This is a genomic window from Pseudomonas sp. NPDC086112 (assembly GCF_044746425.1).
GTDB lineage: Bacteria > Pseudomonadota > Gammaproteobacteria > Pseudomonadales > Pseudomonadaceae > Aquipseudomonas.
In genome coordinates this window covers 1-13,702 of sequence record NZ_JBIVCD010000060.1, presented here as the reverse complement: position 1 = coordinate 13,702, position 13,702 = coordinate 1, and the positions used below count along the sequence as shown (strand labels likewise).

13 protein-coding genes are annotated in these 13,702 nt (G+C 58.3%); 6 read left to right on the top strand and 7 right to left on the bottom strand.

Annotated elements, in window-relative coordinates:
- A partial coding sequence (locus ACIPLA_RS26670) for a citrate/2-methylcitrate synthase (RefSeq protein WP_401177324.1) occupies nt 1-719 on the top strand: 719 nt, incomplete at its 5' end.
- A 1,038-nt stretch (nt 720-1,757) separates the two neighbouring features.
- On the opposite strand, the gene ACIPLA_RS26665 is transcribed toward ACIPLA_RS26670, so the two are convergent.
- The 3 genes from ACIPLA_RS26665 to ACIPLA_RS26655 all read right to left on the bottom strand — a co-directional run bounded on the left by ACIPLA_RS26665 (nt 1,758) and on the right by ACIPLA_RS26655 (nt 4,782).
- On the bottom strand, nt 1,758-3,416 hold the full coding sequence (locus ACIPLA_RS26665; RefSeq protein ID WP_401177321.1) for a cation acetate symporter: 1,659 nt from the start codon (nt 3,414-3,416) through the stop codon (nt 1,758-1,760).
- Complete coding sequence (locus tag ACIPLA_RS26660) at nt 3,413-3,724, bottom strand: DUF485 domain-containing protein (protein ID WP_008026759.1); 312 nt, start codon at nt 3,722-3,724, stop codon at nt 3,413-3,415. The genes ACIPLA_RS26665 and ACIPLA_RS26660 overlap by 4 nt, the downstream gene beginning before the upstream one ends.
- A 206-nt stretch (nt 3,725-3,930) precedes the next feature.
- Entirely contained in the window at nt 3,931-4,782 is an 852-nt protein-coding gene (locus ACIPLA_RS26655; protein ID WP_123720738.1) for a glycine betaine ABC transporter substrate-binding protein, read from the bottom strand.
- Between the two features lie 286 nt (nt 4,783-5,068).
- Between ACIPLA_RS26655 and ACIPLA_RS26650 the strand changes: the two genes are divergently transcribed.
- The gene (locus ACIPLA_RS26650) at nt 5,069-6,664 is read left to right on the top strand and encodes a beta (1-6) glucans synthase (RefSeq protein ID WP_401177317.1); all 1,596 of its coding nucleotides are present in this window, start codon (nt 5,069-5,071) and stop codon (nt 6,662-6,664) included.
- A 121-nt stretch (nt 6,665-6,785) separates the two neighbouring features.
- On the opposite strand, the gene ACIPLA_RS26645 is transcribed toward ACIPLA_RS26650, so the two are convergent.
- Nucleotides 6,786-7,154 (bottom strand): hypothetical protein, encoded by a 369-nt coding sequence (locus tag ACIPLA_RS26645; RefSeq protein WP_192345749.1) that lies wholly within the window; start codon nt 7,152-7,154, stop codon nt 6,786-6,788.
- Nucleotides 7,155-7,377: 223 nt separating this feature from the next.
- On the opposite strand from ACIPLA_RS26645, the gene ACIPLA_RS26640 reads away from it, so the two are divergent.
- Both ACIPLA_RS26640 and ACIPLA_RS26635 read left to right on the top strand, forming a co-directional pair.
- Entirely contained in the window at nt 7,378-8,676 is a 1,299-nt protein-coding gene (locus tag ACIPLA_RS26640; protein WP_192345748.1) for a serine/threonine protein kinase, read from the top strand.
- Nucleotides 8,669-9,457 (top strand): VacJ family lipoprotein, encoded by a 789-nt coding sequence (locus ACIPLA_RS26635; protein ID WP_401177314.1) that lies wholly within the window; start codon nt 8,669-8,671, stop codon nt 9,455-9,457. Before ACIPLA_RS26640 ends, ACIPLA_RS26635 begins: the two co-directional genes overlap by 8 nt.
- Before the next feature lie 136 nt (nt 9,458-9,593).
- Here the strand turns inward: ACIPLA_RS26635 and ACIPLA_RS26630 are convergent, their stop codons facing one another.
- Complete coding sequence (locus tag ACIPLA_RS26630; protein WP_401177311.1) at nt 9,594-10,508, bottom strand: DUF808 domain-containing protein; 915 nt, start codon at nt 10,506-10,508, stop codon at nt 9,594-9,596.
- A gap of 134 nt (nt 10,509-10,642) precedes the next feature.
- Between ACIPLA_RS26630 and ACIPLA_RS26625 the strand changes: the two genes are divergently transcribed.
- Complete coding sequence (locus ACIPLA_RS26625; RefSeq protein ID WP_008073046.1) at nt 10,643-11,251, top strand: TetR/AcrR family transcriptional regulator; 609 nt, start codon at nt 10,643-10,645, stop codon at nt 11,249-11,251.
- A 127-nt stretch (nt 11,252-11,378) separates the two neighbouring features.
- Here the strand turns inward: ACIPLA_RS26625 and ACIPLA_RS26620 are convergent, their stop codons facing one another.
- Nucleotides 11,379-11,837, bottom strand: coding sequence for an REP-associated tyrosine transposase (locus ACIPLA_RS26620; protein WP_401177308.1), 459 nt, complete (start codon nt 11,835-11,837; stop codon nt 11,379-11,381).
- Nucleotides 11,838-12,049: 212 nt separating this feature from the next.
- Nucleotides 12,050-12,490, bottom strand: coding sequence for a heme-binding protein (locus tag ACIPLA_RS26615; RefSeq protein ID WP_401177305.1), 441 nt, complete (start codon nt 12,488-12,490; stop codon nt 12,050-12,052).
- Nucleotides 12,491-12,757: 267 nt separating this feature from the next.
- Here ACIPLA_RS26615 and ACIPLA_RS26610 point away from each other — a divergent pair.
- Nucleotides 12,758-13,702: thiamine pyrophosphate-binding protein (locus tag ACIPLA_RS26610; RefSeq protein ID WP_401177302.1), on the top strand; the 945-nt coding region annotated here is incomplete at its 3' end.

Here is a 13,702-nt window from a genome sequence, read left to right as displayed (position 1 = left end):
CCTGTCGTACGCGGAAAAACTTCCTGCACATGATGTTCAACACCCCGTGCGAGATCAAACCGATCAGCCCGGTACTCGCCAAGGCCATGGACCGGATCTTCATCCTCCATGCCGACCACGAGCAGAACGCATCGACTTCTACCGTACGTCTGGCCGGCTCGTCGGGTGCCAACCCGTTCGCCTGTATCGCCGCCGGTATCGCTGCACTGTGGGGCCCTGCCCACGGCGGTGCGAACGAAGCCGTTCTGACCATGCTTGACGAGATTGGCGATGTTTCGAACATCGACAAGTACATCGCCAAGGCCAAGGACAAGAACGATCCGTTCAAACTGATGGGCTTCGGTCACCGGGTTTACAAAAACCGCGACCCTCGTGCCACCGTCATGAAGCAGACCTGCGACGAAGTACTGAAAGAACTGGGCATCACCAACGATCCGCAACTCGAACTGGCTATGCGCCTGGAAGAGATCGCCCTGACCGATCCGTACTTCATCGAACGCTCGCTGTACCCGAACGTCGACTTCTACTCGGGGATCATCCTCAAGGCGATCGGCATTCCAACCAGCATGTTCACCGTGATCTTCGCTCTGGCGCGGACTGTCGGCTGGATTTCCCACTGGAAAGAAATGCTCTCCAGCCCGTACAAGATTGGCCGTCCGCGTCAGCTGTACACTGGCTATGAGTCGCGTGATATCACCCGGCTTGAAGACCGCAAATAAGACCTGTCTTGCGATAACGTCTTAAGTTGCACCGGAAACGGCCTCTATAAATAGAGGCCGTTTTTGTTTGTGCCTGACGTTGAGTCACGCGGCAGCCTGAGGGCCGACCGGGCTCTGTGGTTGTGTACATATCCGTTTCTTCGGTTGCGCCGGCTGGCGGTTCCGCTCTTACAGCGGGTCACTTTGGAAAAGCGCCAAAGTAACCAAAACGCTCTTGCCCCTTTCGTTCGGTGCCTCGCCCAGGCTCGGCATGCCCTCGCTCCGGTCCTGCTCCGTGGGCCCGCCGCGATCGGCCATCCATGGCCGGGCGCGGCTAACCCGGCATCCATGCCGGGTTGCCCACTGCGCAGAACCTCCACTCGGCCTCTCGAGGGGCGGTGCATCAAGATCAAAAGCTGCAGGCGAGCTAACGCTCGGCCTATAGAGTGGTGAAAAGAAGAGCGGATGGCTCTGATTTTGGATGTGCTCTGATTTTTTGTGGGAGCGGGCTTGCTCGCGAAGCTGTTGATCTTGCTGTTGCTTTGGCTTTTGATCTTGATCTTGATCTTGATCTCGCCCCTTTCCCAGAGGCCGAACGCAGGCGTTGCGTAGGGGGCACCGCGGCAAGGATGCCGCGGTAGCCGCCCCCGGCCATGAATGGCCGATGGCGGCGGGCCCACGGAGCAGGACCGGAGCGAGGGCATGCCGAGCCTAAGCGAGGCACCGAATGGAGGGGCAAGAGCGCTTTGGTTACTTTCGCGCTTTTCGAAAGTGACTCGCTGTAAAAGCGAAACCGCCAGCGGCCGTGACCGCAGAAACGGATATGTACACAATCAAATAGCCTGGTCGACTATCAGGCAGCCTTCGCGGGCAAGCCTCGCTCCTACAAGGGCGGGCGATAACCGCCAGCCGACGCTACCGCAGAAACGGATATATACACGATCAAAGAGCAGGCCACCTCCGCGGAAAAATCATACAGAGTCCGATAACCGCCCAATAAAAAATGCCCCGATCTCTCGACCGGGGCATTCGTTTTAACGCAGCTTATATATAGAAGCCTCAGTGCGAAACCGCCCCGCTCGCCCCCAATCCAGTCTGCGAACGAACAAACTGCGGGAAGAACAGCGCACGTTCGTTCACACCCTCAGCCGACTTGTCAGTGACCGAGAAGAACCAGATCCCGACAAACGCAATGGCCATGGAGAACAGCGCCGGGTATTCATACGGGAAGATCGCCTTCTCGTGACCCAGGATCTGCACCCAGATGGTTGGCCCCAACACCATCAAGCCAACTGCACTGACCAGACCCAGCCAGCCGCCGATCATCGCACCGCGAGTCGTCAGCTTCTTCCAGTACATGGAAAGCAGCAGTACCGGGAAGTTACAGCTCGCCGCGATGGAGAACGCCAGGCCCACCATGAACGCGATGTTCTGCTTCTCGAACAGAATACCCAAGCCGATCGCCAGCACCGCCAGAGCGATGGTGGTGATTTTCGAGACGCGGATCTCGTCCTTCTCGTTGGCCTTGCCCTTCTTGATCACACTGGCGTACAGATCATGGGACACCGCCGAAGCACCGGCCAGGGTCAGACCAGCCACCACCGCCAGGATGGTTGCGAACGCCACCGCCGAGATGAAGCCCAGGAAGATACTGCCACCCACCGCGTTGGCCAAATGCACCGCCGCCATGTTGTTGCCGCCCATCAGTGCGCCAGCCGCATCTTTAAAGGCCGGGTTAGTGCTGACCAGCAAGATCGCGCCGAAGCCGATGATGAAGGTCAGGATGTAGAAGTAGCCAATGAAGCCGGTTGCATACAGCACGCTTTTACGCGCTTCTTTAGCGTCGCTCACGGTGAAGAAGCGCATCAGGATGTGCGGCAGGCCAGCGGTACCGAACATCAGCGCCAGACCGAGGGAGAACGCCGAGACCGGATCCTTCACCAGGCCGCCCGGGCTCATGATCGCTTCACCTTTAGGGTGAACCTTGATCGCCTCGGAGAACAGCGCGTTGAAGTCGAAGTTGACGTGCTTCATCACCATCAGCGCCATGAACGAGGCACCGGACAGCAACAGCACCGCCTTGATGATCTGCACCCAAGTGGTCGCCAGCATGCCGCCGAACAGCACGTACAGGCACATCAGGATACCGACCAGGATCACCGCAACGTGATAGTCGAGACCGAACAGCAGCTGAATCAGTTTGCCAGCACCCACCATTTGCGCAATCAGGTAGAAAGCCACCACCACCAGCGAACCGCAAGCCGACAGCGAGCGGATCTGGGTCTGCCCAAGGCGGTAGGACGCCACGTCGGCAAAGGTGTACTTGCCCAGGTTGCGCAGGCGCTCGGCGATCAGGAACAGAATGATCGGCCAGCCCACCAGGAAGCCGATCGAGTAGATCAGGCCATCGTAGCCAGAGGTAAACACCAGGGCGGAAATACCCAGGAAGGATGCCGCGGACATGTAGTCACCGGCAATCGCCAAGCCGTTCTGGAAACCGGTGATCTTGCCGCCCGCCGCATAGTAGTCGGCGGCCGAGTTGTTTTTCTTGGAAGCCCAGTAAGTGATACACAGGGTTGCACCCACGAATGCCACGAACATCAGGATCGCGGAAATGTTGAGTGGTTGTTTCTGTACCGCACCCGTCAGGGCTTCAGCCGCCCAGACGCCAGGTGCAAAGGCTGCGATGCTCAATAGAGCCATTAGACGCCGGATCATTGCTGAGCCTCCTTGAGAATCGCATTGTTCAAGTCGTCGAATTCGCCATTGGCGCGTCGCACGTAAATGCCCGTCAGGATAAAGGCCGAAACGATCAGCCCGACACCGATCGGAATGCCCCAGGTAATTGAGGACTCGGGGCTGATTTTTGCGCCCAGGATATGCGGTCCGTAAGCAATCAAAAGAATGAATCCGGAGTACAGCCCAAGCATGATCGCTGACAGAATCCAGGCGAATCGTTCTCTCTTGCTGACCAGCTCCTTGAAGCGCGGGCTGTTCTGAATCGAGAGGTAAATGCTGTCGTTCATTGTTTTTATCCTCGCAGCACAGATTTAGTTGGAACGGTATCCACTCTATGCGGCTGCCGGACAGGTTCCAGACGACCTTAGTATTAGAACGACATGACAGAGTCGCCATTTCTCATGCATGCGTTAAACACATAAAAAAGCAAAAGGCCCCTTGGCATAAATGCCAAGGGGCCTCGAGAGGTACTGACTAGACGCGTCAGGTCAAATCACTTGGTCCAGTCGGCAACGCGATCCGGGTGTTTAGCCACCCAATCCTTCGCTGCTGCTTCAGGCTTGGCGCCGTCCTGAATCGCCAACATGACTTCGCCGATTTCGTCTTTCGATGCCCATTGGAAGTTCTTCAGGAACTTCGCAACTTCCGGCGCCTTGGTTGCCAGCTCTTTGCTACCGATGCTGTTCACGGTTTCAGCCGCGCCATAAACGCCTTTCGGGTCGTCCAGGAAGCGCAGTTTCCACTTGGCGAACATCCAGTGCGGCACCCAACCGGTGACGGCAATGGATTCGTTTTTCTTCTCGGCACGGGTCAGCTCGGCTATCATGCCGGCGCCGGAACTGGCCTTGAGGGTATAGCCGTCCAGGCCATAGTCCTTGATCGCCTGCTCGGACTTGAGCATCACGCCTGAACCGGCATCGATACCGACGATACGATTTTTGAAGCTGTCGTCGGTTTTCAGATCGGCTATAGACTTGGCCTTGACGTACTCCGGCACGATCAGGCCGATTTTTGCATCCTTGAAGTTCGGGCCGTAATCGACGACCTGATCCTTGTTCTTGGTCCAGTATTCACCGTGAGTCACGGGCAGCCACGCCGACAGCATGGCGTCGAGCTTGCCAGTGGCCACACCCTGCCACATGATCCCGGTGGCAACCGCTTGCAGCTTCACGTCATAACCGAGTTTCTGTCTGATCACTTCCGCGGCCACGTTGGTCGTGGCGACGCTGTCCGACCAGCCGTCTACATAACCGATCGTCACTGCCTTGCCTTCAGCACTGGCCATCGTAGAACTGATCGCCAGCACCAAAGCGGCACCTGCGCCCAAGAGTCGTCGCATCTTCATCGTTACTTCCCCGAAAGTGCTGCGCTCGACGGATGCCGAGCCGCTCAACGTATTGTTATGGTGCACAGCGCCCCCATCACGCCTCACCGCAAACTCGTTCAAACATCAGCGGAGTACTGACGATTGGATGATCAACCTGACGCCCACTGCGACCTGCTCTGCCAGCGACCTCAAGGCATCGAGAAACGACATCAGAAGGCCATTAATTGCAACCGTCGCAAATCCATCCGCCACCCCGCCTGAACTTTGCATGTCAAAATTATGCGGGCCACCAAGCGCGGGACAAATGCAGGTAACATGCGCGGCTTTGTTCCCAGACGGCCTGACCATGCCCGCGACATCCCGCTTTCCTCTTTTTGCTTATTTATTTGCCTGCCTGCTGGGGCTTTTTGCCCTTGGTGGCTTCTGGTATGGACTCGGCAAACCGGTGATCCTGCCGGACGTGGCCAGCGCAACACACAAGCTGCAATGCGCCTCCTACACCCCGTTCGACAAAGACCAGTCGCCGTTCGATGTGCCGTTCAAACTGCGCCCCGAGCGCATGGACGCCGACCTCGCACTGCTGGCAACCCGTTTCGAATGCATCCGTACTTATTCCATGACCGGCCTGGAGGCCCTGCCCGACCTCGCACGCAAGCACGGCTTGAAGCTGATGATCGGCGCCTGGGTCAACAGCAACCCGGTGGACACCGCCAAGGAGGTCGACCTGCTGATCGCCTCGGCCAATGCCAACGCCGATGTAGTGACCTCGGTGATCGTAGGTAATGAAACCCTGCTGCGCAAGGAAGTCACCGGCGCACAGTTGGCAACGCTGATTAACAAGGTCAAAAGTCAGGTCAAACAACCGGTGACCTACGCCGACGTCTGGGAGTTCTGGCTCAAGCATCCCGAAATCGCTCCGGCGGTGGACTTCCTGACCATTCATTTGCTGCCGTACTGGGAAGACGATCCATCAAACATCGACGCTGCATTGCAGCATGTGGCCGAAGTGCGTCAGGTGTTCGGCAACAAATTTGCGCCCAAAGACGTGATAATTGGCGAAACCGGCTGGCCGAGCGAAGGCCGTCAGCGCGAAACCGCGTTGCCGAGCCGAGTCAACGAAGCCAGGTTCATTCGTAGCTTTGTGATCATGGCCGAACAGCAAGGCTGGCATTACAACCTGATCGAGGCATTCGACCAGCCCTGGAAACGCGCCAGCGAAGGTGCGGTCGGGGGTTACTGGGGATTGTTCGACGCCGATCGTCAGGATAAGGGCGTGCTGGCCGGGCCGGTCTCGAACGTGCCGTACTGGTCGCAATGGCTGGCGCTGGGTGGCTTGATCTTCATCGGCACACTGATCCTCGGCGGTCGCGTTCGCAGCACCCGCGCGGCGTTGGTGCTGCCACTGCTCGGCGCGTTGGCGGCCTGTTCGATGGGTGCCTGGGGCGATCTGGCTCGGGTCACCACACGGTTTGCCAGTGAATGGCTGTGGGTCGCTTTGCTGACGGGGTTGAATCTGTTGGTGCTGGCCCATGCCGCGCTGGCCTTGAGCGCTCGTACCGGCTGGCGTGAACGCGCCTTCAATGCACTGGAGCGTCGCGCTGGCTGGTGGCTGGCAGCGGCAGGTTTTGCCGCGGCGGTGATGATGCTGGAGCTGGTGTTCGATCCGCGTTATCGCAGCTTCCCGAGTGTTGCGTTCATCCTGCCGGCGCTGGTGTACCTGTGCCGTCCGGTCAGTGTGCCGCGCCGGGAAATTGCCCTGCTGACCTTCATCATCGGCGCCGGCATTGCGCCGCAACTGTATCAAGAAGGTTTGCAGAACCAGCAGGCCTGGGGTTGGGCGCTGGTGAGTGTGTTGATGGTGGCGGCGTTGTGGCGCAGCTTGCGGGTTCGCAAGGGCTGATCTTCAGCGTGCTTGCGGGCCTCTTCGCGGGCAAGCCTCGCTCCTACAGATTTATTTCGACCGTGATAATTGCGAACGACTCTAAACTGTAGGAGCGAGGCTTGCCCGCGAAGGCTGCCCATCAGGCGCTACGAGAAGCCCGAACCAGACGCAATGCAGCAATCACCACCGCAAACACCGCCAACGTGGTGTTGTACAACGCCAGCGCCGGAAACCCGAACACCAGCGCCAGCACCGCCAGCCACCACCCCGCTCGCCCTGGTAGAACAAAACCAATCACGGCGGCAGCCAATGCTACCCAGCCCAGAACCTTGAAATGAATCATCAAACCGAGATTCGAACGAATCTGGCATTCCCAACGACTGGCCTCATCCACGCAGATGCCGACCCATTGCGCATCCTCCATAAAGCCATAACGCGCGCCATAACTGGCGGCCAGCCATAACGGCAGAAGAACGAGCAACAGGATCACAGGCAGACGGCGGGACATGCAACACTCCAATAAACGAAATCGGCGGCCAGCTTAATCCCCCGCCCGCGGTAAGCAAGTGACATCAACAGATAACTGTTCATCAAATAGCTGCAAAGTGTATCGTCCAGCTACCGTTGCTCCGAAATCAGGCCTGATTGGTGCCCGTCATGGCACTTTGGCGCAAATCCTGTGGTCATAGCCTGCGAACTTCATCCGGCACCTTCCTCTAAGGGATCTAGTCATGCTCCGTTCCTTGCGCTGCGCCGCCCTGTTTGGCGGCTTGATTTTAAGTGCGTCCGCACTGGCGGCCGACATTGATGCCGCCAGTTACGGCTACCCCCTGACCAACCCGTTCGAGGCGACTATCGCCACGACACCGCCGGAGTTACGCCCGGAGTTGCCGCTGGACGACGATATCAATCAGGAGGATCGCAGCGTCACATTGCGCCCGGAGCGTGAATTCAGCCTGCCGGACAACTTCTGGCCGGTGAAGAAACTCACCTACCGCATCGCCACGCAAGATCAAGCGGCACCGTTGATCTTCCTGATCTCCGGCACGGGTGCACGCTATGACAGCACCCTCAACGAGTACCTGAAAAAGCTCTACTACAAGGCCGGCTATCACGTGGTGCAGCTGTCGTCGCCCACCAGCTTCGACTTCATGACCGCCGCCTCGCGCTTCGCCACCCCTGGCGTGACGAAGGAAGATGCCGAAGACATGTACCGGGTGATGCAGGCCGTGCGGGCGCAGAACCCGAAGCTGCCGGTCACCGATTATTTCCTGACCGGTTACAGCCTTGGCGCACTGGATGCGGCATTTGTCGCGCACCTGGATGAAACCCGTCGCAGCTTCAATTTCAAGAAAGTCTTGCTGCTCAACCCACCGGTCAACCTTTACACCTCGGTCACCAACCTGGACAAGCTCGTACAGACAGAGGTTAAGGGCATCAACAACAGCACCACCTTCTATGAACTGGTACTGGACAAACTGACCCGCTACTTCCAGCAGAAGGGCTACATCGACCTCAACGATGCCCTGCTCTACGACTTCCAGCAGTCCAAGCAGCACTTGAGCAACGAACAGATGGCCATGCTGATTGGCACTTCGTTCCGTTTCTCGGCAGCGGACATCGCCTTCACCTCGGACCTGATCAATCGTCGCGGCCTGATCACGCCACCGAAATACCCGATCACCGAAGGCACCACCCTCACGCCGTTCCTCAAACGCGCGCTGCAATGCGACTTCGACTGCTACCTGACCGAACAGGTCATTCCGATGTGGCGCGCCCGCACCGATGGCGGCAGCCTGCTGCAACTGATCGATCAAGTCAGCCTGTATGCACTCAAGGATTACCTGCACGACAGCCCGAAAATCGCCGTCATGCACAACGCCGACGACGTAATCCTCGGCCCTGGCGACCTGGGGTTTCTGCGCCGCACCTTCGGCGACCGTTTGACTGTTTATCCATTGGGCGGCCATTGCGGCAACCTCAACTATCGCGTCAACAGCGACGCCATGCTGGAGTTTTTCCGTGGCTAAATACCCCCTGCTGATCGCAGCGTTACTCTGTGCAGGCGTCGCCAACGCCGACAACAGCAAAGCCAATGCACCTGTGGTGGTCGATAGTGACGGCTTCAAGGAACCGCTGAGCAAACTCAAATTCAACCCGGGGCTGGATCAGCGCGAGTTCGAACGTTCGACGCTCAACGCGCTGAACGTCTACGACCCGCTGGAAGAATGGAACCGTCGCGTCTACCACTTCAACTACCGTTTCGACCAATGGGTGTTCCTGCCCGTGGTCAACGGCTATCGCTACGTCACCCCAAGTTTCCTGCGCACCGGCGTCAGCAACTTCTTCAACAACGTCGGCGATGTGCCAAACCTGGTGAACAGTTTGCTGCAATTCAAAGGTCAGCGTTCGATGGAAACCACCGCGCGCCTGCTGCTCAACACCACCATCGGTGTCGCCGGACTGTGGGACCCGGCCACCGCCATGGGGCTGCCGCGCCAGAGCGAAGACTTCGGTCAGACACTGGGCTTCTACGGCGTACCGGGCGGCGCCTACTTCGTGCTGCCGATCCTCGGCCCGTCAAACCTGCGTGACACCGCAGGCCTGGTAGTGGATTACACCGGCGAATCGGCGATCAACTTCCTGAACGTGGCCGAAGTCAGCTCCAACCATCCGGAAGTCTGGGCACTTCGCGTCATCGACAAGCGCTATCAGAACAGCTTCCGCTATGGTCAGCTGAATACGCCGTTCGAGTATGAAAAAGTGCGTTACGTGTACACCGAGTCGCGCAAGCTGCAGGTCGCCGAGTAATTGCATCGGCAACACCACAAAACAAATGTGGGAGCGGGCTTGCTCGCGAAGGCGGTATAACAGTCAACATTGATGCTGAATGTTATTACCTCTTCGCGAGCAAGCCCGCTCCCACACTTGATCGTATTGCCAGGCTTCAACCTTTGACTGCTTTCCAGGTCTTGCTCACCGCCATCACTCCCACCAACACCGCCGCACCCGCCACAATCCCGGCCACCGCATTCAGCAACGTCGGCACGATAAACCCGGCCCCACCAGCACTCGCGCTGACACTCTCGATCCAGTGATGAACCACCGGCACGCCGTGGGTCAGAATTCCGCCGCCGACCAAGAACATCGCCGCGGTGCCGATCACCGACAGGCTTTTCATCATGTACGGCGCTGCACGCAGAATCCCGCCGCCGATGCTTTTGGCCATTTGCCCGGGCTTCTGGGTCAGCCACAGACCGAGGTCATCGAGCTTGACGATGCCGGCCACCAAGCCGTAGACACCGATGGTCATGACGATGGCGATGCCCGATAGCACGATCACTTGCTGGGTCAGCGAAGCGCCAGCCACGGTGCCCAGGGTGATGGCGATGATTTCCGCCGAGAGAATGAAGTCGGTACGGATCGCACCCTTGATCTTGTCCTTTTCGAACGCCACCAGATCGACCGCCGGGTTGGCCACAGCCTCGACCAATTCTGCGTGTTCAGCCTGATCTTCAGCTTTGCTGTGCAGGAACTTGTGGGCGAGTTTCTCGAAGCCTTCAAAGCACAGGTAAGCGCCACCGACCATCAATAACGGCGTGACCAGCCACGGAATGAACGCACTGATGGCCAAGGCCGACGGCACCAGGATCAGTTTGTTGAGGAACGAACCCTTGGCCACGGCCCACACCACCGGGATTTCCCGCTCGGCACGCACGCCGGAAACCTGCTGGGCATTGAGCGCCAGATCGTCACCAAGCACGCCGGCGGTCTTCTTCGCGGCCATTTTGGTCATCAACGCCACATCGTCCAGTACGGTGGCGATGTCGTCGATCAGCACCAGCAAACTGCTTCCTGCCATGAATCAGGTTTCCTTCTTGAATGAATGGTGCGCAGCATAGCGCGACCCGAGGCCAGACGGGGCATTCTTGAGCGCCGCGCGAGGCCGGTGCTACCATGCGCAACCGCCAGAACAGGCAAGGAACTCCTTGGTTTATGAGCACCATCCGCGAGCGCAACAAAGAACTGATCCTGCGTGCCGCCAGTGAAGAATTTGCCGACAAGGGCTTCGCTGCGACCAAAACCAGTGACATCGCGGCCAAGGCCGGGCTACCCAAGCCTAACGTCTACTACTACTTCAAATCCAAGGAAAATCTCTACCGCGAGGTCCTGGAAAGCATCATCGAGCCAATCCTGCAGGCCTCGACGCCGTTCAACGCCGACGGCGTGCCCAGCGAAGTACTGAGCGGCTACATTCGCTCGAAAATCCGCATCTCCCGTGACCTGCCCTTTGCCTCAAAAGTGTTCGCCAGCGAAATCATGCATGGCGCCCCGCACCTGAGCCCCGACCTGGTCGAGCAGCTCAACGGCCAGGCCAGGCACAACATCGACTGCATCCAGACCTGGATCGACCGCGGCCAGATCGCCCCGATCGACCCCAACCACCTGATGTTCAGCATCTGGGCCGCGACCCAGACCTATGCCGACTTTGATTGGCAGATCTCTGCGGTTACCGGTAAAGCCAAGCTGGATGAGGCCGACTATGAAGCGGCGGCGCAGACGATTATCCGGTTGGTGCTCAAGGGGTGTGAGCTGGATCGGTAAACCGTGGTGCGGCCTTCGCGAGCAAGCCCGCTCCCACATTGGATCTACTGCGTACACAAAATCTGTGAACAACCGAGATCAACTGTGGGAGCGGGCTTGCTCGCGAATGGGGCAACTCGGTCCCACATCAAACCCAGATAGCATCCCACAACGGATAGTCGCCAAGCTTTTCAATCAGCCCCGCCCGCAATGGGTTCGCGACAACATATCGAGCGAGCTTCACCAAATCCTCCTCTCGCCGCAATGCATGATCATGAAAACTCTGTTGCCAAAGGCTGCCTACCCTGCCAGCCGCCGCATTGATCGATCGAGTACTCAACGATTTGGTCTGACACATCAGTTGTCCCAGCGATCCTCTTTGTAGCTGGATTAACCAGTGAAAATGGTCAGGCATGACCACAAAAGCCAAGGAGTCGGCAAAACCCTGATCCTGTGCTTGCTTGAATTGATGTACGACCATCCTGCCCAAGGTGTAATCCTTGAAAACAGGCTCCCGCCCAAGGGTATTGGCCGTCAGTAGGTAGATGCGGTTTTGCTCTGCATAACGACCAATGCGCAGGCGATGTGATGCTGACAGTTCAGGCATTCCTTTGCCCCTTCATGGATGAAATCATGAAAAGGCTAGATCAGCGAATACCGGATAGTGGGGCATACTTTTAGCTGGATGTGTCTGGAACATCGCCTTCGCGAGCAAGCCCGCTCCCACCGTTGATCGCGGTGTTCACACAATTTGTGTCCACCGACGATCAGTGTGGGAGCGGGTTTGCTCGTGAAAGCGGTAGATCAGTCACCCAATAATCAAGCCGTCACCCCCGCATCCGCCCTCAACCCCTGCGCCTCGATCGCCCTGATCGCACACTGCTCATCAACATCAGACAAATCGCCACTGATGCCCACCGCCCCCAACACACTCCCTTCCTGATCCCGAATCAACACGCCGCCCGGTACCGGGACGACGCTGCCCTGCCCCAGGCTATTCAGCGCGGCGAAGAAGGCCGGGCGTTGTTGGGCGTCCTGGGCCAGCAGGCGTGAGCCTTTGCCCAGGGCGATCGCGCCCCAGGCTTTGCCGATGGCGATCTGTGGGCGCAGCAAGCTGGCGCCGTCTTCGCGTTGCAGCGTTATCAAGTGCCCGCCGGCGTCCAGCACGGCAACGGTCAAGGGCGCGGCAGAGATTGCACGGCCTGCGGAGATGGCCTGGTTGGCCAGGTTGACTGCGACGTTCAAGGTTAAAGCGCTCATGGTGCCGTCCTCATTTTGTTATTGGGAAAGCCGTTGGATTGCTTTTTTGTTGCGCAATCCGATGCAACAAATAGAACACAATGAATTATTTTTTTGTATACAATAATTCTCGAAAAGCTCCACATGCGACGAAAAGCCACAGTCCTTCGGGCTTCCGACGAATGAAACAGCTGCTTGAGAAAATGGATTGACCTGCGCCGTCCGCCATGAATACACTCTGCGCAAAGCCACTTGTATACAATTACAAAACGTAAGAGGCACAAAACCATGAGCAAAATGAGAGCAATCGAAGCCGCCGTTCTGGTGATGCGCCGTGAAGGGGTTGATACCGCTTTTGGCATCCCGGGCGCCGCGATCAACCCGCTGTACTCCGCCTTGCAGAAGGTCGGTGGCATCGATCACGTCCTCGCTCGCCACGTTGAAGGCGCCTCGCACATGGCCGAGGGCTACACCCGCACCAAGGCCGGCAACATCGGCGTGTGCATCGGCACCTCCGGCCCGGCCGGTACCGACATGGTCACCGGGCTCTACAGCGCCTCGGCCGACTCGATCCCGATCCTGTGCATCACCGGCCAGGCACCGCGGGCCCGGATGCACAAGGAAGACTTCCAGGCCGTCGATATCACCAGCATAGTCAAGCCGGTCACCAAGTGGTCGACCACCGTCATGGAGCCTGGCCAGGTGCCTTACGCGTTCCAGAAAGCCTTCTATGAAATGCGCTCCGGCCGCCCTGGCCCAGTGCTGATCGACCTGCCGTTCGACGTGCAGATGGCTGAAATCGAATTCGACATCGACGCCTATGAACCGCTGCCGCTGGCCAAGCCGACCGCTAATCGCGTACAGATCGAGAAGGCTCTGACCATGCTCGATCAGGCTGAACGTCCATTGCTGGTGGCCGGTGGTGGCATCATCAATGCCGACGCCAGCGAGTTGCTGGTGGAGTTCGCTGAGCTGACCGGCATTCCAGTGATCCCGACCCTGATGGGCTGGGGCACCATCCCGGACGATCACCCGCTGATGGTTGGCATGGTCGGTCTGCAAACCTCACACCGTTACGGCAACGCCACAATGCTGAAGTCCGACGTGGTGCTGGGCGTCGGTAACCGTTGGGCTAACCGTCACACCGGTTCGGTCGACGTTTACACCGAAGGCCGCAAGTTCATTGATGTCGAGATCGAACCGACCCAGATCGGCCTCGTGTTCACGGGGGAC